At 61.2% G+C, this 21,529-nt stretch carries 10 protein-coding genes; 2 read left to right on the top strand and 8 right to left on the bottom strand.

Features of this window, described 5'->3' with window-relative positions:
• Positions 1 to 34: 34 nt before the first annotated feature.
• The 8 genes from ABQX22_RS20105 to ABQX22_RS20070 form a co-directional block, all read right to left on the bottom strand.
• On the bottom strand, positions 35 to 3,679 hold the full coding sequence (locus ABQX22_RS20105) for an AAA family ATPase (RefSeq protein ID WP_349801603.1): 3,645 nt from the start codon (positions 3,677 to 3,679) through the stop codon (positions 35 to 37).
• Positions 3,676 to 4,920, bottom strand: a complete 1,245-nt coding sequence (locus ABQX22_RS20100) for an exonuclease SbcCD subunit D C-terminal domain-containing protein (RefSeq protein ID WP_349801602.1) — start codon at positions 4,918 to 4,920, stop codon at positions 3,676 to 3,678. The genes ABQX22_RS20105 and ABQX22_RS20100 overlap by 4 nt, the downstream gene beginning before the upstream one ends.
• Positions 4,921 to 5,076: 156 nt before the next feature.
• Positions 5,077 to 6,759, bottom strand: coding sequence for a BatD family protein (locus ABQX22_RS20095; RefSeq protein ID WP_349801601.1), 1,683 nt, complete (start codon positions 6,757 to 6,759; stop codon positions 5,077 to 5,079).
• Entirely contained in the window at positions 6,756 to 8,471 is a 1,716-nt protein-coding gene (locus ABQX22_RS20090; protein ID WP_349801600.1) for a VWA domain-containing protein, read from the bottom strand. The genes ABQX22_RS20095 and ABQX22_RS20090 overlap by 4 nt, the downstream gene beginning before the upstream one ends.
• The gene (locus ABQX22_RS20085) at positions 8,468 to 9,535 is read right to left on the bottom strand and encodes a vWA domain-containing protein (protein WP_349801599.1); all 1,068 of its coding nucleotides are present in this window, start codon (positions 9,533 to 9,535) and stop codon (positions 8,468 to 8,470) included. Before ABQX22_RS20085 ends, ABQX22_RS20090 begins: the two co-directional genes overlap by 4 nt.
• Positions 9,528 to 10,022, bottom strand: a complete 495-nt coding sequence (locus ABQX22_RS20080) for a DUF4381 domain-containing protein (RefSeq protein ID WP_349801598.1) — start codon at positions 10,020 to 10,022, stop codon at positions 9,528 to 9,530. Before ABQX22_RS20080 ends, ABQX22_RS20085 begins: the two co-directional genes overlap by 8 nt.
• Entirely contained in the window at positions 10,019 to 10,963 is a 945-nt protein-coding gene (locus ABQX22_RS20075; RefSeq protein ID WP_349801597.1) for a DUF58 domain-containing protein, read from the bottom strand. The genes ABQX22_RS20080 and ABQX22_RS20075 overlap by 4 nt, the downstream gene beginning before the upstream one ends.
• A 3-nt stretch (positions 10,964 to 10,966) precedes the next feature.
• Positions 10,967 to 11,926 (bottom strand): AAA family ATPase, encoded by a 960-nt coding sequence (locus ABQX22_RS20070; protein WP_268797174.1) that lies wholly within the window; start codon positions 11,924 to 11,926, stop codon positions 10,967 to 10,969.
• Positions 11,927 to 12,326: 400 nt separating this feature from the next.
• On the opposite strand from ABQX22_RS20070, the gene ABQX22_RS20065 reads away from it, so the two are divergent.
• Positions 12,327 to 17,273 carry a Tc toxin subunit A gene (locus ABQX22_RS20065; protein ID WP_349801596.1) on the top strand — a complete coding sequence of 1,649 codons (4,947 nt, stop codon included), beginning with the start codon at positions 12,327 to 12,329 and terminating at the stop codon, positions 17,271 to 17,273.
• Between the two features lie 60 nt (positions 17,274 to 17,333).
• Entirely contained in the window at positions 17,334 to 21,497 is a 4,164-nt protein-coding gene (locus ABQX22_RS20060; protein WP_349801595.1) for a neuraminidase-like domain-containing protein, read from the top strand.
• Positions 21,498 to 21,529: the final 32 nt, after the last annotated feature.

Genomic DNA, 21,529 nt, shown 5'->3' with positions numbered 1-21,529 from the left:
CACCTTTGGCGTTGTGTGCCGGAAATAATTCGAATTATCCGTTATTCACTTCAATCGTGCTCAGGCCGTTGCCTTGACGGCGGACCTGAATCTGCACCGGTATGCGCTCGTGCATTTCCTGCACGTGGGAGATCACACCGACCTTGCGGCCCTGGGCTTGCAGCCCGTCCAGCGCATCCATGGCCAGTTGCAGTGATTCTGGATCGAGGCTGCCGAAGCCCTCGTCGATGAACAGCGATTCGATTTTCAGCGTGCTCGATGCCATGGACGCCAGGCCCAATGCCAGGGCCAGCGAGACCAGGAACGTCTCGCCGCCGGACAACGAATGCACCGAGCGCAGTTCGTCGCCCATTTCGGTGTCCATGACCAGCAGGCCGAGCATGCTGCCGCCGCGCTTGAGGCGATAACGGCGCACCAGTTGCTTGAGCTGGGCATTGGCGTGATGCACCAACAGGTCGAGATTGTAAGCCTGGGCGATCTTGCGGAACGTGTCGCCGGTCGCCGAACCGATCAGCGCGCTGACCCGGCCCCAGCGTTGATATTCGGCCGCCGCCATCGCGATACGCGATTGCAGCTCACTGTTGGCGTTGCGCCGGCGCTCGTCTTCGCTCAATTGCGCCCGCAGCTCGGCGCACAGTTGCTCGTGGCTGGCGGCCAGGGTCTGTGCCTCCAGCAGGGCGCTGGCCAGTTGCGCCGCGTCGGCCATGTCGGTGTGCTGCGCCTGATGCTGCTGCACCTGCTTCTCCCGCTCGGTCACCAACACGCGCGCCTGTTCCAGCGCTTTTTCGCTGCGCTGCAACTGCTGGCGAAGCTGGCTGACGGCCTCGTCGGTGTAGGCGAGCAGGGTGTCCAGCGCGGCATCGTCCAGTTCCGGGTGCGCAGTGCGCCACTCCAGAATCTGCCGGTCCAGTTCAGACACTTCCTGCTCAAGGCCTTGCAGCCGTTGACGCTCGGCGTCCAGTTCCGCCGCCAGCTTGATCAGCTCGCCACGCGCCGTTTGCAGCGCTTCGCTGGCCGCATGCTGCGCTGCCCGGGCCTGTTCGACCGCCTGTTCCAGGTGCTGCTGCCATTGCTCGGCGCTGGCCTGTTCTCCCAGCAAGTCGGCCAGGCGTTGCTGGCCGGCCAGTTGTTGCGCCTGACTGGTTTCAAGCCGCGCCTTGAGCTGTTCGTGGGTCTGCTGCCGATTGAGCTGAGCCACGTGCTCCAGTTCGATCTTCTTCGCCCGTTCGCTGTGCGCCTGTTGCTCGTCCTTTTGCTGGTCGAGTTGCGCCAGACGCTGGGCAATGTCGTTGTCCAGCTGCATGAAGCTTTCGGTGGCCGACTCGCGCCACAGTGGCAGGCTCTCGCTGGGCAGCAGCGCTTCGAACTCCTGCAACGCGGCTTCGAACGCCTGATTGTCCAGGGAGATATTGCGCTGCTGGTCGTCCAGTTGCTTCATCGCCTGGGCGCTGGCATCGCGGGCGGCCTGGGCCTGCTGCTGCATCGCTTCGGCCTGTTGCTGCACCTTGAGCAACTGCGTCTGGCGCTGCTCGCTGGTAAGGATGTCCTGGGCCAGCGTGTGCAGACGTTCGCTGAGCCAGTCGCCACGCTGTTGCTCCGGCTGCTCCAGCAGGCGCGGGTACAGCGGATGCGCGTCCAGCTGCGGGGTCAGCGTCTGCAACTGTTCGCCGAGCTGTTCCAGTTGCGGCTTGGCCTGCTTGAGCTGGTTGTTGAGCTCGGTCACTTCCACCCGCAGCTCGGTCAGCTTGTCGCTGAGCTGGCTGACCAGAAGGCGCGCTGCCGCTTCCTCGCCGTCGTCGTGCCCGGACAGCGCCTGCAGCAATGCTTCGGACTGGTGATACGGATGCTCTTGGCTGCCACACACGGGGCAGGGCTGTTGGTCGATCAATTGCTCGCGCAACTGCTCGACGCTGGCACTGCGCGCCAGACGCTGACGTTGCAGCAACTCGACCGTAACGTTCAGCGCCTGGGTAGCGGCTTCGTGTTCGGTCTTGAGCTGCAAGCCCGACGCGATGCCGTGCGCGCGACGTTCATTGGCTTGTTGCTGCTGAAGCTGAAGGTTCTGCAACCGGCTGTCGAGGTCTTGATGGCGCTGCCACAGACGGTCCAGTCCGTCGCAGGCGCTGTGTTGCTGACGGTTGTCTTGCAGCAACTGGCCAAGGCGCTGGATCTCTTCATTGACCGCATCGGCCTTGACGTCGGCCTCGCGGTACAGCGCGTCCATGGCGCTGCGGCGTTCGGTCAGATCCAGCTCGGCGCGGGTGGCGTTCTGTTCCAGCACCGGCAGTTCTTCGCGGCCCTGTTTCAGGCGCGCGCTGAGGGCGACGGTCTGTTGCAAGCGGGGACGGTAGGCTGGCCAGGCCTGGCTCAAGGGCGCCAATACGGCGCTGTGTTCCAGTTGCGTGGCGATCGATTGCAGGCGTTGATCGCGTTCGCGCTGCTGCTCAATCTGTTTGTCCAGACCCGCCTGACCGACGACGTACGCCTGATGCGCGGCCTGGGCCTGTTCGCTGATGTCTTGCAACGCGGTGTTCAGGTGCGTCAGGCTGGTTTGATGCTCGAACGCTTGCTTGAGCAACGGCGCGGCTGAGGTCTGTTGCGCCTGGGCCTGTTGCAGGGTTGTCTGCGCAGCCAGCAATGCGTCGTCCAGCGAGGTCTGTCGTGTCTGAAGCTCGGTCTGCTGCTGGGTGTGCTGCTCAATCACGTCCTTGAGCGGCGTGATCTGCCCGTCGAGTTTGTTGCGCAACGCGAACAGGTGACGCTGAGGGGCGAGCCGTTCCAGTTGCCCGAGCATCTGCCGCTCACCGGCTTGCGCGTCCCACGCCTGTTGGGCGCTGCTCAGTTGTTCCGTGGCGCTCAGGTGTTCGTCGCGCAGGCGCTGCAATTCGGTCAGCCACTGCTGCTTGAGTTCCAGCTGACGTTGTTGCGCCTGCTGCAGCTTGAGTTGCTGCTGCGCATCGCTGAAGCGCTGCTCCAGTTCGGCGCGTTGCTCGGGCTCCATGGGAATGACGCCCGTCGCCAGCAGGTTCAGGTCATCGCAGGCCTTTTTCGCTTCGCTGGCCTTGCTGTAGGCGCGACGGCCGAGCTGGCTGTAAATCGCCGTGTCGGTAAGCTTTTCCAGCAGTTCGCTGCGCTCGCGGTCGTCGGCCTTGAGGAAGGCGCTGAATTCGCTTTGCGCCAGCATCACGGCGCGGGTGAACTGCTCGAAGTTCAGGCCCAGCCGGGCTTCCAGCAGCGGCTTGTAGTCGGTCTTGTTCTGACTGAGGATTTGCTCGCTGTCCAGGTCGGTCAGGGTCTGGCGGCTGGCCTGCAACTTTTTGCCAGCGTTGTCCCGGGCCCGATTGGTTTCCCAGCGCGCGCGGTAACGGCGCTGGTCGATGCCGACAAAATCTACCTCGGCATAACCGCTGCCGGTGCCGCGCCGCAACAGGTTGCGCGGATCGCCGGTCGAGATGTCGCCATCGATTTCCGGGACTTTTGACTGGCCGACGTTGTTCAGGCGCGGAATCGCCCCGAACAGCGCCAGGCACAGGGCGTCCAGCAGCGTGCTCTTGCCGGCGCCGGTGGGGCCGGTGATGGCGAACAAGCCGGCGCTGGCCAGGGGTTCGGCGGTGAAATCCAGCTCGAACGGGCCGGCCAGCGAAGCGAGGTTTTTCAGGCGGATGGCAAGGATTTTCATGGCTGTTCACCCTCCAGCTGGACGTCCTGCAACAGCTCGGCAAAGTCCTTGAGGGTCTGTTCGTCCACCTCGCTGCCGTAGCTGTCGAGCCAGGCGCGGCTGAACAATTCCTGCGGGCTGAGTTGGTCCAGGTCGATCAGGCCTTCGCCGTCATCGTCGCGGCCATTGGCGCCTTTGCCGGCGTACTCGGCGGCGATGCGCACCAGGCGCACGGCTTTGTTTTCCAGCGCCGATTCGATCTGGTGGCGCAGGTCCGGCTGCGGTTCGTCCAGCCGCACGCGCACCTCCAGCCAGGGCTGGCGGTCGATGTCGGCCAGCAGGTCGATGTCCGGCAGGTCCTTGAGTTGCACCAGCAGCTCGGCCAGCGGCGCAGGGCCGACCCGTTGCAGGTTCACGGCGCGGGGGATCAACAGGGTGTCGACGCTGGTCAGCTTGTCGCCCTTGCAGTTGATTTCCAGGATCTGGTGTTGGTAGCCGATTTCCGAAAACGACAACGGAATCGGCGAGCCGCTGTAACGAATTCGCTCTTCGCCGTTGACCCGTTGCGGTTTGTGCAAATGGCCCAGGGCGACGTAGGTGATGGTCTCGCCGAACAGGCTGGCGGGCAGGGCTTCGGCGTTGCCGATGATCAGGCTGCGTTCGGACTCTTCCGACACCGAGCCGCCGGCCATGTGGGCGTGGCTCACCGCGATCAGCGCCTGACCCGGTTCGCGCTTGAGGTTGGCGGCTTCTATCAGCATTTCATGCACACGGCCGATGCCGCGCAGGTAGTTGTCGCCCAGGGTAGGGCCGGTGACTTCGGCCGGGCGCAGGAAGGGCAGGGCCAGGCACCAGGCGCGGATTTTGCCTTTGGCGTCGGGCAATGGCAGCAACAGGCGTTCGACGTTGAGGGTGCCGTCGTCCAGCCACAGCACGCGGCCCAGGGCATGGGTGCGCAAACGGCGCATCAACGGCGCGGGCAGCTCGATGCGCGAACCCGAATCGTGGTTGCCGGCGATCATGACGATGGTCAGCTTGGGCTGTTGCTCGTGGGCACCGACGATGAAGTCGTACAGGCGCTCCTGGGCTTTGACCGGCGGGTTGACCGTGTCGAAGATGTCCCCGGCGATCAACAGCACATCCGGCGCACGCTCAGCCAGACGCGCCAGCAACCACGTGAGGAAGCTGGCGTGCTCGAAGTCCCGCTCCTGGCCATGGAGGTTTTGGCCCAGGTGCCAGTCGGAGGTGTGGAACAGACGCATTTAATTACCTTGTTTCGAAAGAGATGAGCAAAGTGGCGTACGGGGTCTGGTGGGAGGGAGCTTGCTCGCGAGAGGCCGATACATCCGGCATGTCTTCTTCGCGCCAGCCCGTGCATCGCGAGCAAGCTCCCTCCCACATGGGGTCGTTGTTGGCCATCACTTCGGGTACAACGGCGGCAGGCTGTTGTCGCCGCTGTTGTCCTGCGGGCGTTCGATGGCGGGGAGGGCCTTGACGGCGCGCCACAGGTCTTCGCCCAGCCACAGTTTTTCGGTTTCGCTGTAGAGCACGCCGTTCAAGCCATCCAGTGCGTCGGACAAGGGCACGAACCGCGCGGCCATGTCGGCCAGGGTTTCCGGCTGTTGCCGCGCCCAGGCGTCCAGCGCCTGGCGGGTGGCGTGGGGGTCGTTGGCCAGGCTCGCGCGCTTGAGGTCGTCGAGCACCGACCGCGGGCTGGGACCGGCCTGCGCCACCCGGGCCCGGGCCGGTTGCCAGCGCGCGCGCCACCACAGACCGAAACCCAGCAGGGTGGTGAAGCTCAGCAGGACCGTCGCCAACTGCCACGGCCAGACCGGCGGCCCCATGACAATCAGGCCGCCGTTGTCGCTGACCGGGGTGTCCACCGCCAGTGCCGGGTTGCTGCTGATCTGCAGGGTCCGCGCCGGCAGGGTGCTGTGTTCCAGATGGTCTTCGTGGGTGTTCCACCACACCAGGTCCACCGCCGGCACGTCGATGGCGCCGGGACGATTGGGCACCAGCGCTTCACGCTCCTCGCGGGTGCCAATCAATCCACGCTCGCTGGCCAGATTCGCCAGTTTCGGCTGATCCGGATAGCGCCGCAGGGCACTCACGTCGGTGGCAGGCAGCGGCGGCAATTGCGCACTGGACAGGCCTTCGACCTTCAGCGTCAGGGTGCGGGTCAGGGAATCGCCCACCTGGCTCTGCCCCGGTTCCGGGCTCCAGCTTTCGCTCAGGTTGATGCTGCGCGCCGGCAACCACGGTGTGTTGGCCGGGTAGTTGGCGGGCTGGGCCTTGACCTGCAGGGTCAGCGGCGCCGAGGTCACCCGCATGACCTTGCCGGGCTTGGGCCCGAACGGGTTGACGTCGGTGGTCTGCGCCTGGCCCTGATTGCCGTTTGCCGCGGGCGGCTCCTGCACCAGCGTGGCGCTGAACACCTGCGGCGGGATCACCAGCGCGCCGCTCTGTTGCGGGTACAGCGCGTAGCGCATCTCGATCACGCCGTGACGAACGTTGTTGATCAGCTTTTCGTAGGTGCGGGTGTCGCCGAGCTTCTCGATCCGCGCGTCGGGCACCTGCAGCGGGGTCAGGTTGCTGTCGTCGAACAGCGACACCGAGTGGTAGATGCGCAACGTCAGCACCGCCTGAGCCTGAACGTAGACCGAATCCTGATCAACGCTGACCTCGATGAACACCGGCGCCAACGCCTGCGCCTGCGGGCTGACCGGCGCGTCAACGGCCACCACTTGCAGGGTGATCGGTTCGCTTTTCATCTCCCCCAGTTGCAGCGCGGGGATCACCACCGAACCGCTGCGCCTGGGCATCAAGGTGATCAGCCAACGGGTGGTAGCCTGGCGGGTGCCGTCCAGGGTGGTGGAGCGGTTGACCTGACGCGTGCCCTGCACCTCGAAGTCGGTGTCCAGCACGCCGATGTCCGGTTTGCCGAACAGGGTCGGGTCATTGGATTCCAGGGTCAGCTCGACGGTTTCCCCGGTGTTCAGGCGGGTGCGGTCGGTGCTGGCGAGCAACGCGGGCGCGGCCTGGGTCGACAACGCCACCAGGCACAACAGCCAACCGATCACCACGCGGTGTACACGACTCATGGGGTCTTTTCCTGATGCTGCTGTTGTTCGTACCAGAATTTGCGCCTGAGCAGCTCGCCCGGTTCGTCCGGAATTTGCCGCAGCCATTGTTCGAGCGCCTGCTTTTGTTCGCCGCTGAGGGATGCGTCCGCCGGTTGGGTCGGCGGGCGCGTGCTGTCGACTTCGTCCAGCGATGTGCCCGGGGTTTCATTGCCGCCAGTCACGGGCTGCTGACTGCCGGGACTGTTTTCCTCGCCGCCCTGGGGCGGGGTCTGCGGCGGATTGCGTTCGTCGACACTGCCGCTGCGGGGGTGGTCGCCGTCATTGTCGCCTTCGGTCTTGCCCTTGCTCGGGTCCTCGGCGCCCGGCTGTATGCGCTGGTCCAGGAGGGTCTGCACCAGCGCGCGGTTGGCGGTGGCGGCCGGAAACTCGGGTTGTCGCTCCAGCGCCTGATCATAGGCATCCAGTGCGGCTTCCAGTTCCCCGCTTTTGGCCAGGGCATTGCCGCGATTGTAGTGGTCGGTGGCGCTGTTGCCCTGGGCGAAACGCTGGGCGGCACCGGCGTAATCGCCTGCTTCGTAGAGCGCCACGCCTTGCCATTGCGGGTCCTCGAAGTGGCGCGCGGCGTCCACCGGTCGATGCCGTTCCAGCAGGCGCTGGCCCTGTTGGTCCGGGCGCAGCCACAGGTCCTTGAAGTCAAAGGCGTAGCTGTTTTGCGGCAGCATGAACAGCAGCGGCAGGCACAACACCCAGCCGCGTCGCCCGGCACACGCCGCCAGCAGCAACAGCGGCAGCAGCAGCCAGTAACCCTGGTCGGCCCAGGTGTCGAGCTGCACGATCTGGCCATCACTGCGAATGCTTTTCGGGCTGTCCAGCAGGCCCAGTTCCCGCAGGTCCTGATCGTCCATGCGCAGCGAGCTGTAGCGCCCGTCGAACTGTTCGGCGAAATCCTTGAGGCTGGCGCTGTCCAGACGCGGCAGCAGAATCGCCCCCTGGGCGTCCTTCAGAAAACCGCCCTTGTCCTGGGCCACCGGCGCGCCTTCGGCGGTGCCGACGCCAAGAATCAGCAGCGATTGCGGGTGACCGCTCATGGCCAGGCGAATGCCCTGACGCTCCTGCTCGGTCAGCGACGAGCCAATCAGCAGCAAACGGCCTTGGCCCAGCGCGCCCTGGCGCAGCAGGTCGAGGGCCTTTTTCACCGCCAGGTCCGCGCGCTGGCCGCTCTCGGGCATGATCGACGGCTTGATCGCGTCCAGCAGGTTTTTGCTGGTGGCCAGATCGTCCGACAGCGGCACCAGCGTGTGGGCGCTGCCGGCATAGACCACGATGGCGGTCTGCGATTCGCTGCGCGCCTGCAGCAGGTCCATCAGTTTGCGCCGCGCCTGTTCCAGCCGCGTGGGCGGGGTGTCGGTGGCGAGCATTTCCGGGGTCAGTTGCAGCATCACCACCAGCGGGTCCACCGGTTTCTGGCTGGTCTGTTCGACCCGCTGCCAGCTCGGCCCCAGCAGCGCCAACAGCCCCAGCGCCCAGCCAAAGCCCATGGCGATCCACGGCAGTCGGCTTTCGCGTCCGCTGCCGCCGTTGAGCAGCACCGAGTGGAAGGCGACGGGCAAGATCATCTGCCAGCGCCCGGCGCGCTTTTGCCGGTTCCACAGACGCCAGAGCAGCCAGCCGAGCAGCGGCGCAATCGCCAACCACCCAGGGCGAAACCAGTGCGGCCAAAGGGCGATCATCGACGCCTCCCCAGACGCTGGAAGCGCTGACGCCACTGCGGGCTTCTGAGCAGGGCGGGCTGGCGTGCGAGAAACCGGTAAAAGCGGTTGTTGGGCCGGCGCTCATGAATCACCAGCAACACGCTCAACACCAGCGCGACGGACAGGGGCCAGTGATACAGCGCCAGCACCGGCCGGGCCTGGGTCGGTTGTTGCGTGACCGGTTCCAGGGTGTCGAGGGTCTTGCCGATTTTGGCCAACTGCGCGCCATCCCGGGCGCGGAAGTATTGCCCGCCGGTAATGTCGGCCAGTTCTTTCAATGACGGTTCGTCCAGGTCCAGGCTTGGGTTGAGGCCCAGCACGCTGGCCGCGCCCTTGTCCGGGTCGGCGCCGATGCCGATGGGGTAGATTTTCACGCCTTCCTGAGCGGCCAGTCGCGCCGCCGTGGCCGGGTCGATCTGCCCGCCGTTGTTGGCGCCGTCGGTGATCAGGATCAGCACCCGGCTCTGCGCCGGACGCAGGCGCAGGCGCTTGAGGGCCAGGCCAATGGCGTCGCCGATGGCAGTGTTTTTGCCGGCGATGCCGATGCGCGCTTCATCCAGCCACACCCGCACCGTGTGCCGGTCGAACGTGAGCGGCGCCTGCAGATACGCCTGACTGCCGAACAGGATCAGCCCGACGCGATCGCCTTCGCGGTGTTCGAGAAAGTCGCCCATCAGCAGTTTGACCAGTCCCAGGCGGCTGACGTCGTCGTTTTTCCAAGTCATGTCGGGATAATCCATGGACCCGGACACGTCCACGGCCACCAGCAAATCCCGGCCGCTGGCGGCGATGGGCAGCGGATCGCCCAGCCATTGCGGTCGAGCGGTGGCCAGCAGCAGCAACAGCCACAGGCCGACGAAGGGCAATTGCCGACGCCAGCCCGGCAGGTTGGCCCGCGCGCGGCGGCCGGCCATGCCTTCGAGTTCGTTGAGGAAGCTGACTTTCAGTGATGCCTCACCACTGTCGGCCACAGGCAACAGGAAACGCATGATCCACGGCAACGGCAGGGCCAGAAAGACCCACGGCCAGGCGAATTCAAACATGCTTGCGAATCCAGGTGTCGACTGACTGCGTCAGGCCATTGATGGCTTTGTCGTCGAGTTTGCACTCCGGCTTGTAGGCGCCCTCCACGAGGATCATCCATCGGGTCAGGCCCGCCGCCGGGCAGCGGTTGTCCAGGAACGCCAGCCATTTGCGGCCATTGAGGGTGTGGCTCTGGCTGTAGGGGTAGTGGTTGCGGCACAAGCGTTTGAGCAGGCCGTTGATCTGCTGCAACCAGGCGCCCGCCGGCGCGCCGTCGTAGGGTTTGGGCATGCGCGCCAGTTCTTCGAGGGCGGCCTGCCGCAACGGGTCCAAGGCTTGCTCGCGTTTGGGGCGCAGGGCTTTGCGCGGCAGCAGGTGCCGGTAGCGCCAGGCCGCGTAAGCCAGGGCCGGCATCAGGATCAGCAGTAGCCACCAGCCGGGGGCGGGCGGCCAGAACCCGACGGCCTCGGGCGCGATCACCGGTTGCAGCAGGTCCAGCGGGTTCATTTCTGTTTCACCGGGTGCTGCGCGTTGAGGTATTCGCGCAGCTGCTCGACCATCTCGCGCTGGGTGCTCAGCGGCATCAGCAACACCCGCAGTTTTTGCGCCAGCCGCTCCCAGCGTGCCAGCCGCGCTTCACCCTGGGCGCGATAGTGCTGGCGCAAGGCCGGGTTGAGCGTGTCGATTTCCAGTTGCGCACCGCGCTCTGCGAAGCGCAGCAGACCGGCGGCAGGCAGGGCGTGGTCCAGCGGATCGGAGATCGGCAACAGCAGCAGGTCACAGTGCCGGGACAGCAGCGACAGTTGCTGCTCCGCCGAATCCGACAGCGCGCGTTCGTCGCACAAAATGATGGCCAGGCTGCCGGGGCGCAGCACTTCCCGGGCGCGGCGCAGGGCGATGCCGAACGTGTCGCGGTCGGCCACCGCTTCGGTGTGCAGCGACTGATTGACCCGCACCAGCCGGTTCAACAGCTGCAACAGGCTCTGCTTGCTGCGGCGCGGTTTGATTTCGTAGTGCTCGTTGTCGCCGAACACCAGCCCGCCGACCCGATCGTTGTGCGCCAGTGCAGCCCAGCCCACCAGCGCCGCCGCCTGCGCCGCCATCACCGACTTGAACATCAGCCCGGAGCCGAAAAACAAGCGGCGGCTCTGCTCGACCATGATGAAAATCGGCCGTTCGCGCTCTTCGTGAAACAGCTTGGTGTGGGGTTCCTGGGTCCGCGCCGTGACGCGCCAGTCGATGGTGCGCACATCGTCGCCGGCCTGATAGACCCGCACCTGATCGAAATCCACGCCACGGCCGCGCAGCTTGGAATGGTGCAGGCCGATCAGCGGGCTGCGGCGGCTGGGGGTGGAGAACAGCTGAACTTCCCGCACGCGATGACGCATTTCGATCAGCTCGGCGAGGCTGACGCGAATGCCCGGTTGGGAAATCAGATAGGGCTGCATGGGTCAGGCAACGGCAACGACGTCGAGAATGCGCTGGATCACTTTGTCCTGATCGACGCCCGCCGCTTCGGCTTCAAACGAGAGAATCACCCGGTGGCGCAGCACGTCGAACAGCACCGCCTGAATGTCTTCGGGGCTGACGAAATCCCGCCCGGCCAGCCAGGCGTGGGCCCGGGCGCAGCGGTCCAGGGAGATCGAGCCGCGGGGGCTGGCGCCGTAGGCAATCCATTCGGCCAGTTCCGGGTCGAACTTGGCCGGGGTGCGGGTCGCCATCACCAGTTGTACGAGGTATTCCTCCACGGCATCGGCCATGTACAGGCCGAGGATTTCCTTGCGCGCGGCAAAGATCGCCTGCTGGCTGACCCGGCGCTCGGGTTTGGTTTCGCCGTTGAGGGCTTCGCCACGGGCCTGGGCGAGGATCTTGCGTTCCACCGACGCGTCGGGAAAACCGATCTTGACGTGCATCAGGAACCGGTCGAGCTGGGCTTCGGGCAGCGGGTAAGTGCCTTCCTGCTCGATGGGGTTTTGCGTGGCCATTACCAGAAACAGCGGCGACAGGTCGTAGGTGCTGCGACCTACGCTGACCTGGCGCTCGGCCATGGCTTCCAGCAGCGCCGATTGCACCTTGGCCGGTGCCCGGTTGATTTCGTCGGCCAGGACCAGGTTGTGGAAGATCGGCCCCTGCTGGAAGACGAAGCTGCCGGTTTCCGGGCGGTAGATCTCGGTGCCGGTGATGTCGGCGGGGAGCAGGTCGGGGGTGAACTGAATACGGTGAAATTGCGCTTCGATGCCTTCGGCCAGCTCTTTGATCGCCTTGGTCTTGGCCAGGCCCGGGGCGCCTTCAACCAGCATGTGGCCGTCGGCGAGGAGGGCGATCAGGAGCCGTTCAACCAGTTTCTCCTGCCCGAGAATCTGTGTTGAGAGAAAGGTTCGCAGCGCGATCAACGCTTCACGATGTTCCATCGATGACGGTTCCTGGCAGGTTCGCAGCAGCGCCAAGTCGGCACCGAGGCTGGGGGCGTTACTTTAATCGATCCGGGGGCTGGCGACTAACGGCGAAGGGGGTTTTTGCGGGATTTTCAGGGAATGGTGTCGCAAAGTGGTGAATGGGTTCAAGGATACGAATCCTCGCTCGGGTCGTCAGCGCCGAAAAAGAGTGTTTTTCAGAGCTGCCCGCACACTGCCCAGATTTTTTTTACGGCTACTTACCCTCTGTAGTCGCGGGTCGCAGGCCGAAGCCTCTTGTATGACTACGCCGTTAGTCAGTTCTGACCGGCGGATTGGCGTGGATCTGCTTGAATTATTTTAAGGATCTTGTGCGGTGATCCGTTAATGGAAGCGTTATCTCAGGATGAGCACCGCCATGAAGAAGATCGTCAAGAATTCCGCCAAGTCCGTTTCGGCCCTGGATATGCTGCTGGGCAATACTCGGCAGACCAAGGCCGGCATCTCTGCGCTGACCCAGCAGTTCAGTTCGGTTCTGAGCCTGTCCCAAGCCGATATTCCCCGCTTGATGAAGCAAAACCCGCAGATGCACATCACTGAAGCCCGCGATATCCATGCGCGTGCGCAGGCGATGTCTGTCGTGATTGCCCGACAGTTTCGCGAGCAACGTCTGACTGCCTCGGTGCGCCAGGCCAATCGCCCGCTGTCAGGCATCAAAGGTTTGGTGGATGGCCCTACCTACACAGACATGTTCAACCCGGACTGGGCCAATCACTGTCCGCCGGATGCCATTGAAGCCACCACTTCACCCGTTGCCTATCTGGCCGATCTGTATCGGTTCGCGCTGGAGTTGGAGGCCTCCGGTGATCAGAGCGCAATCATCAGCCTCGACGCGCGGCGCCCAGATCTGAAAGACCTGCTGCTCGACCACACTGCGCTCAACCGCGTAGAGCCGACCATCGTGTTGGTCAACGAGATTCTGGAGAGCTCGATCCGTGGTTATCTGGACGGCATCGCGCTTGAGGACAAGCCGGTCGACGATGCGCTACTGGAGGCGCGCTACCCCAATGCGCTGCCGTTCGAGCGCTACACCAGCCAGATCAACTACGCCCTCGGCCGCAAGAATTACACGCTCGGCGATGCCATACGCGCGGCAGACCCTGATTACCCGTACTTCAAGGAGCCCGGTGTGCATTCCTTGCTGTCGGACATCGCGCTGATTCAGGACACCGGGCTTGGTCCGGTGCAGCAGGGGTTGCTGCTCGAAGCACCGTATTTTCCTCAAGACGGTGCTACGGCACATCCGCTGAGTTCAAGCCGAGGCCGCATCGATCCGCGCACCCGACTGTTGAGCGATGAAACCGACCCGGGTACTCCCACAACGTTTTATCTGGACAACTTTGGTGTGGGCGGATTTGTCGATTTGCAGGACACCCAGACGTTTTGCCTTCGCACCGGGCTTACCACCGAGGAGCTTGAAGCATTATTGTCCGTCGGTGCGTTCGCAACGACCCGTTCATCCAACATCACTGAGGGCGCGGGGCAGGCGGTGGACGGCAGCCTGTCCGGTTCGGTCTACATCAACGCTGGCGCATTGCCGGCGATGGGCATTGAAACGCTGCCAGCGCAGGACGGCGGTCCAGGGCCAAGTCATCGCCTCACCGGCAGCTCGCCTGATCGATTTGATCGCATGAACCGGATGATCCGCTTATCGCGCTGGCTTGAGCTGCCCTTTCATGAAGTGGACCTGCTGCTGGTGGCCTCGTTGCAAGCCGAGCAACAGGCATCCACTGTCACGCGCAGAGTAAAGGCAGGGGACTCGAACCCCTACCACATCACCCAGAACACACTGCGCTCGCTGGGGTTGTTTCAGATCGTGCGTAAACGCTTTGGCGCCACCGCCGAAGACTTTGCCGCGTTGCTCTACGGGCTGGGCGTGTATGGACGGGGGAAGACGGCGTCGCAATTCGATCGGGTGTTCAACGGCCAGGCGTTGTTTGAGGTGCCGCTGATTCTTGACGACCAGCCGTTTTCGATCATCCCCGAGAACGAGGCTGAGCGGCAGAAGATCAATCACTTGTGCGCGGCACTGGGGATGACCTACGAGGTGTTTCGCTATGTCGCCAGAGTCGTGCAACAGACCTACGCCGGGGAGTCACTACGCTGGTCCCGAGAAGTGGTTTCAGCGTTTTATCGCCTGGTAAAACTGCCGCGTTATCTCGGGTTGAATACCGTCGAAGTCCTGGCGCTGCTTGAATTGCTGGATGATGGCGGCAGTCATCTGGTTTCCAAGCTGGCGGGCGTCACGCAGATCGCCACGCACTACGGCTCGGACAACACTGACACGTTGAGCGTGTTGCACGCGCTGGTGGATTTCAGCGTCTGGCTCAAGGACAACAAATGGACTGTCGCCCAGTTGTGCAAGCTGGTTATGCCACCCGTGACGCAGCCCATTGCCACGGATGCCGAACACGCTTTGCTGCAGCAAATGCATTCGCGGCTGACGGCGGCGCTGATTACTGACAGTAGTTTTGCTCAAGTGGGGGCGCCTGATGTGTCGGTCACGATGCAGCGCGATGAACAAGGTAAAGAGGTTTATACCGGTGAATCGATTGACTGGTTCGAGGCGCTGCGCGACTTCATCGACAACGGAAATACTGCGCCGGGTGCAAAGGGCCTGGTCAAACACCTCGACGGCGAGACCGAAGAGACCTTCGAGAGCGCGCTGAGCAGTCAAATTAAAAGCGCGTGTGACAACTACGGCCTGGCCGTTGAAGAGCTACACCCCAAACTGACCAACATGATCATGCGCGCTCGCGGTGCGCAGGAAGCATTGCTCATGGAGGGGCTCGGCAGCTATCTGAATACCTCTGCCGATCTGGCGAAGGCCTTGGTGATCTGGACCAAAGGCGACCGCTACACACTGCTGCTCGAAGTGGTCAGGGTATACGGCACTGCCCTGTTCGCGAACGTACCCATTGGCGATGAAGTGCTGTTGGTACTTGAGGCATTGGTGAAGCGCGCAGCGGTGAGTTCCCATCTCGGCTTGAGCTCCGCATTGGTCATCCAGCTAGCGGAGCACCCTGACTGGTTTGGTTTGGTCAGTACCGAATTGTCCCTTCAGATGGTCTATTTCCTCACTCAATACGCCATGACCTTGCGCTTGAGCGAACAGAACGAAGACACCGTGCTCGACTACTTTCGTCTGATCAACACTGTGTGGGCCGGCTCAACCGATGGCGACAAACGCCTGATCCGTGACAGTGCGGCCAACCGGCTCGCCGGCTTCTTGCGTTGGGGTGTGCGGGAGGTGTTAGCGTCGGCTGTTCACATAGAACCTGAAGCCGGCGTCATTTTTACCCTGCGCGAGTTCGATACAGCGGTTCGTATTGCGTTGCTCAGCCGTGACACCCACCTGGACGCCAAAGCGTTATTGGCGCTGCACCTGCTGACCCCCACCAGTGCGACCGAGCTTTACCGCCAGGCCGCAGAACTGGCGTTGAGTTGCCTGACCGAATCGCCGCAGGGCAGCTCCGCGGAAGAAGTGGGACAGAGTCTTTCCAGTGTGATTACTGTGACGCCGGATTATCTGGTTGCCAATCGGCCGGGTGACAGTGCGACGTACACCATTACGTTGCGTGACTTTATGGATGAGCCGTTTGAAGCCATCACCGTTCATTGGCGCACAGATTTGGGTGAACTGGATCAGGTCCAGACCACAACGGATGAAAAAGGGATAAGTTCGACGACGATTTCCAGCGGCAGCATCATGGGTGTCGCAAACGTGGTTGCGAGTTATGGATTGGGAGAAATTTTAAAGGCTCCGGTGCTGGTGATTGATTGTGAAGAGGAATCACTGCATTTCGTGAACCCGGCTCGAGAACCTTCTGTAGCGTCCGCGAATAACATCGGGACTATAACATTTGATATCGAGCTCCTGGATGATCTTGGAAATGCGGGGGTTGACAGGGAGATAATATGGGGGACGACCCATGGAGAGTTCAAGCGCTATCAGACGTTCACTAATTCGCTTGGTGTTGGTACTGCAATGCTTCAGAGCAGAAAAAAAGGAATCGCCACCGTACGCGCGGAGTATGGAAATGGAAGCTATAACGAATTTCAATCAGTGGAATTTGTGAGTATTCCCTATTTTCAGTTCGTGAGGTTTTCATCCTTTGTTGTGGTAGATGTAGAAGCGGAAGTTGTTTGTCGGCTTGTAGAAATAGATGGCTCTCCAGTTGCGACTGATACGCAAGTATTCTGGAGCAGCAGTGATGCTTCGGCTTCTCTGACTGAAGTCAGCAATACCGATCTCGAAGGTTATGCCAAGGCGACATTCAAAGTAAGTGCAGTGGGGACTGTAACAGTAACTGTTGCCTCGCCTTCGGCCGTTGAAGAAAAGTCTACTGCTCAGGTTGAGATATTTGAGAGGGCTACGATCAGCCAGTCTTATTTATCAGCTGAGTATTATATTTTAGGGAGTTCTGATCCCGTTGTTTTCAGCGTTGTGATCGCTGGAGGTGGGCAGGATCTATCTGCTGTGCCAGTGGTGTGGAAGTCGGGTGATGTAGAAGTAGAAACAAAAACAGATAGGCAAGGATTAGCGAATTTCAGTTCAGTATTTTCGGAAGGGGAACACGTTGTAGTTGCAGCTATTCCAGGGGGTGAAACTGTTGAGTTCCAAGTCACAGGCGTCCCATTTTTTAATTTTGTAACTGAGCTTTCAGGTAAATATGTTGAAGCTGATGGCATAGAATGCCCAGGACTACTATCCTACTGCTCAAGTTATTCATTAAATGTAAAGCTTATTGATGGAAGTGGGAAGGCTATTGCAGGGGTTCCATTCGCTTTGAAGTCTGGAGCGGATGATCCCACGTTGATAGGGTGCGATATTGAAGATCTTGGAGTTCGGGTGCTCTCAAGTGTTGACGGGCACGACTTTAGCATCATTACAGATCCATGGAGCAAGGGGTTATACGATCTTGTTCTTAAATTAGGTACGGGGCCGGTTGAGTTAGGAATAAACTATAAGCTCGGAGAAATTCACAGACTGTTTGTTCGACAGTCTGTTTCGGAAGATAATCTTAGCGTTTACCATGTGGGTGAGTATCTCTTGGGCAATTCGGTGCAGCATCATACTGCCAAGGCACCACCTTGGTTCGCTGAGCGAGATGTTGAGTTTGTAGTGCCGTCCAAAGAGTTGCGAAAAACGGTACTGGTTTATTGGCAATCATGTCCCCGGTGGGATTTTTATATCGATATAGATGGTTCGCCGGAGGTGGGTGACGATTATGACGTTACCAGGTTTTTTTCTAATGATGGTTATCTCTATTGGTCGAAAGTGCCAGGCGAGAAGATTAATTAAAGGTCTAAGACATTGTAAGCCCTGATGCTTTTTGCTACTTGGATCACTGGGAGGTGGAATGTGTTCCGCTCCGACATGTATCAGCAACACCGCGACGCCCTGGTCGCCTACTACCTCGGCCAACTTGTCCCAAGTCCGGAATACCCTGCGCCCGAAAACATCGTCACCCCAGAAGACCTCTACGAATACCTGCTGATCGACAATCAAGTCAGCGCCGAAGTAGACACCAGTCGGGTTGCGCAGGGTATTGCCAGCATTCAACAGCATGTGCATGCCATCTATAACGGCATGGAGCCGGGGTTCGAGGAGATTCCGGATCTTGCCGAGCACACTCGCAGGCGGCAATTGTGGCGTGAGGGCATGAGTGAATACAGCACCTGGGCGGGTTACCAGATGCTGGCCGACTATCCTGAGAACTATCTCGACCCCTCCTTGCGGCTGGGCAAGACCGAGGCGTTCAAGGCGCTGGAAGGGGATCTGTCTCAAGCGCGGTTGACAACAGATACCGTGCAAAAGGCGTTGGGCAACTACCTGACGCTGTTCGAAGAAGTCAGCAATCTCAACACGGTGGCCTGTTACATCGACGGCGTGGATTTCTGTCGGTCCGACTATTACTTTATCGGCCGCCAGACAGTGGAGCCGTTTGCTTTTTACTGGCGCAAGGCGGCCATTGATCTGGATGGGAGCAGCCCGGTGGTGCCACCGTCCGCGTGGACTGAGTGGAAAAAGATCGAAACGCAAACGTCCGGAAAGATAACCCACATTCGTCCGGTGATTGTGGAAGGGCGCTTGCATGTGGTGTGGCTGGAACAACTACGAGAAGAACTGGACGCAAATGAACAGCCCAAGGAAGACAGTTTTATCTATCGACTGAATGTCAGTTACTTGCAGTCTAATGGACAATGGAGTGCAGCGATCAATTTGATAGAGCACCCGATGCCATCTGTTGAGACGATCGAAGCGGATGACTACGGACTGTGCGCATTCGCTGATTACAGTAGTTCAGTTTATGGCCCCAGGCTGGTGATCGCATTCGTGAAGAGAACAGTTGCTTTAGTCCAGGGGTATGCTTTCGTATTGGTCAAAGATAGGTATTGGAATTCTGTATACAGATTTCCGCAGGTATTAGCAGCAGTTGTACGCCAGCTGGGTATAAGCAGCGCCCGCGCACAGATGGTTATGGAGGTGGCCGATACGGACGGCCAAATATGGGCCCTTGAAAGCGTAGAGTGGGCGCCGACAGGCGATAACTATTCCGGGCCGCTGAGCCCATACCTTGAAGTAGAAGTCAAAGTCCGTCAGATTGACGAAACATGGGGCATTGAAGCTGTTGGGATATGCGACAAACCCTGGTATGGAACTAATGCGCTCCAACCTGCCACGCTCAGCTTTGCGGTATGGAATTACTCTGGAGAAATGTCTAGCTCGCTGACTTTGAACGGTCGCGCAAGGACAAAAATCAAACGTAATTCTTGGCCAGGTCAGGAAAATACGATGACCGTCCATTTCGGCATGAAAAGCACCACCTCCGGCTTGGGCTACAAAGAATTCACCATCACCCGCAAAGAACGTTCCGATGCGATGCCCACTGTCGTCACCACTGCCGATGGCAGCCAGTTCATCGATCTGGAATGCCTGTTGGTGCCGTCTCTGCGTTACGTGCGACTCAACACCGCCTTCGCCGGTGAGCTGGTGCGCAGGGCCGAGGTCTCTGTGGAGGCAGCGCTGGGCTGGGAGGCACAGCACATGCTCGAAGGCGCTGCACCGAACAATCAGCCCCAGCCCGTCGATTTCGACGGCGCTAATGGGCGGTACTTCTGGGAGCTGTTCTTTCACCTTCCACACCTGGTCGCGTCGCGTTTACACCAGTCCTTCGACTACGCGGGCGCTGAGCAATGGCTGCATTATCTGTTCAATCCACAGGCGCGGGTGGCGCCGTTGCATCCCGCTCCTGCGCTTGTGGACTGGCTGCCCTACTGGACCAGCCGACCTTTGGCCTTCGCCGATGACCCGTCGCGCGACACCGCCGCGCCACGGGACCCGGACACCATCGCGTATGGCGCGCCTTCACACTATCGCAAAGCCATTTTCATGCTCTATGTGGACAATCTCATTGCCTGGGGCGACTCGCTTTACAGGCAGGTGACGCGGGACACCTTGAACGAAGCCCAGTTGCATTACGTCCGTGCACTGTCGCTGCTGGGGCCTTTGTCAAAGGGGCGCAGCATCAGCCAATGGGCGCCCCAAACCCTGGCTGAAGCCGCCCGTCATGAGGATGACGCGTTGGCAGCTTTCGAGGTATCAACCGCCGCATCCCTCGAACACGCGACTTGCGCGTCTCTAGGTGCCGAATCCTGGATTCGGCTGATCGACGCCCCCTGGTTTCGCCTGCCGGTCAATACCCGCCTGCTGGACCTGTGGGACCAGATGGACGCGCGTCTCTACAACCTGCGCAACAACCTGACGCTGGATGGCCGGCCAATGAAGTTGGCGTTGTATGAGGCCCCGGCCAACCCGCGGGACCTGCTGCGTGCTCAACTGGCAGGCAGCAGCGCCGCCGTCCGGCGTCTGGGTGCACTGGCGATCATTGCGCCTTACCGCTTTTCAGCAATGCTGATGCGTGCGCGGTCGGCGGTAGACACGCTTATGGCGTTTGGCAATCAATTGCAGGCGCATATGGAAAACCGCGACCGCGCCGAACAGCAGAGCCTGCAACAGGCTCATCTGCTGGAGCTGACACAGTTCGTGGAAACCTTCGACACTCAGGCTATTGAGCAGGCCGAACTTAATCTGGCAGCGTTGAAGTCACGTCGTGAGCAACTGAAGGCCAAAGTCGCGTCCTACGACCAGTGGCTGGAACAGGATGTCAGCGATGCTGAATTGGCGGCCGAACAGATGCTTGCCGGAGCCAGTGCCTCACGGATGGTAGCGGCCGGGTTGCGCTCAGCCGGCAGTGCGTTGAGCGCGCTTCCCAACACCATCACCTTGATATGCGCCCCGGTGCCTATCCCCGTACCGGGTGGATGGACGTGGGGAGGGCCGCCTTGGGCGGCGGCTTCACTGCTGGAGGGTTCGGCCATCTTTTTTTCGGACAGTGCCGAAGCGCAGTTGCGTGCCGATGCCCGTGAGCGGCGGCGCACCGAGTGGGCGTTCCTCAAGGACGAGGCGCAAAAGCAGGTCGAGGCGCTCGCCCTGCAGGATGAGCTGCAGCAGATGTTGATTCGTTCAGCACAACTGAAACGCGATCGCTCGCGCAAGTACAGTGAAGCGGCGCAGGCGCTTTATGCATTTATCCAGAACCGCGCCACCAATGCCGCCCTGTATCAGTGGTTGGGCGGGCAGATGGCCACGCTTTATTTTCAGGCCTACGACGCCGTGTTTTCGCTGTGCCTGGCCACCGAAGCATGCTGGCAATACGAAATCGGAGATGGCGACACGCGCTTCATACCGGTCAATGCATGGCAGGACAACCGCCACGGGCTTACGGCCGGAGAAAGCCTGGGGCTGGGGCTGATGCAGATGGAGTCGGCCTTCCTTGTGCGCAATGAACGGTCCCTTGACCTGGCAAAAACCGTATCGCTGCGACGCTTGCTGGCCGACTACCAAACCGACGAAAACGAGGCAGGCTGGCCTTCCGTGATCGCTCAGTTGCGTACGTCCGGCACCCTTGATTTTGCCTTGAAGCCATCGCTGTTCGACCGGGATTATCCGGGCCACTACTTGCGTCAGCTGGAACAGGTAACGCTGTCGCTGCCCGGTGTGCTGGGGCCGTTCGAGAACGCCCGGGCGGTGCTCGGACAGCTCACAAACAGCTACTTGTTGAAGGCTGATCTGGGTGGTTGCAAACACATGTATCAGCAGGCCAATGAGTTGCCGGGCGAGCACGATGACGTCAATCCCAGGTTTGTCATCGCCAATCCCAGATCAGGGCAGCAGATCGCGATCTCCGGTGATACCGAAGACAGCGGTCTGCATACGCCCCTGGCGGGCGATGAGCGTTACCTGCCCTTTGAGGGCACCGGCGCGGTATCGAGCTGGACGCTGACGTTTGCGCGACATGAAAGTGTGACCCAGCAACGGATGTTCGATGACTTGCAGGACATCATCATCCACTTGCGCTATCGCGCTATGGACGGTGGAAAAGTGTTTGCCCAACAGGTCAAGGCGCTGCTGCCACCCGCTGAACAGCGTCGATTAGCGGCGACGCTGGCCGCCAGCCTTTAACAGGATCGTGCCGCTGCGGCGGCGCTGCTTAT

This window comes from Xanthomonas sp. WHRI 1810A, assembly GCF_040202885.1.
In the GTDB taxonomy this organism is placed as follows: Bacteria; Pseudomonadota; Gammaproteobacteria; order Pseudomonadales; family Pseudomonadaceae; genus Aquipseudomonas.
This window is presented reverse-complemented; position numbering and strand designations above follow the sequence as displayed.

Excerpts from the sequence above, each read along its gene's own strand:
- ABQX22_RS20105 (WP_349801603.1), bottom strand. The coding sequence starts at position 3,679 with ATGAAAATCCTTGCCATCCGCCTGAAAAACCTCGCTTCGCTGGCCGGC.
- ABQX22_RS20100 (WP_349801602.1), bottom strand. The coding sequence starts at position 4,920 with ATGCGTCTGTTCCACACCTCCGACTGGCACCTGGGCCAAAACCTCCAT.
- ABQX22_RS20095 (WP_349801601.1), bottom strand. The coding sequence starts at position 6,759 with ATGAGTCGTGTACACCGCGTGGTGATCGGTTGGCTGTTGTGCCTGGTG.
- ABQX22_RS20090 (WP_349801600.1), bottom strand. The coding sequence starts at position 8,471 with ATGATCGCCCTTTGGCCGCACTGGTTTCGCCCTGGGTGGTTGGCGATT.
- ABQX22_RS20085 (WP_349801599.1), bottom strand. The coding sequence starts at position 9,535 with ATGTTTGAATTCGCCTGGCCGTGGGTCTTTCTGGCCCTGCCGTTGCCG.
- ABQX22_RS20080 (WP_349801598.1), bottom strand. The coding sequence starts at position 10,022 with ATGAACCCGCTGGACCTGCTGCAACCGGTGATCGCGCCCGAGGCCGTC.
- ABQX22_RS20075 (WP_349801597.1), bottom strand. The coding sequence starts at position 10,963 with ATGCAGCCCTATCTGATTTCCCAACCGGGCATTCGCGTCAGCCTCGCC.
- ABQX22_RS20070 (WP_268797174.1), bottom strand. The coding sequence starts at position 11,926 with ATGGAACATCGTGAAGCGTTGATCGCGCTGCGAACCTTTCTCTCAACA.
- ABQX22_RS20065 (WP_349801596.1), top strand. The coding sequence starts at position 12,327 with ATGAAGAAGATCGTCAAGAATTCCGCCAAGTCCGTTTCGGCCCTGGAT.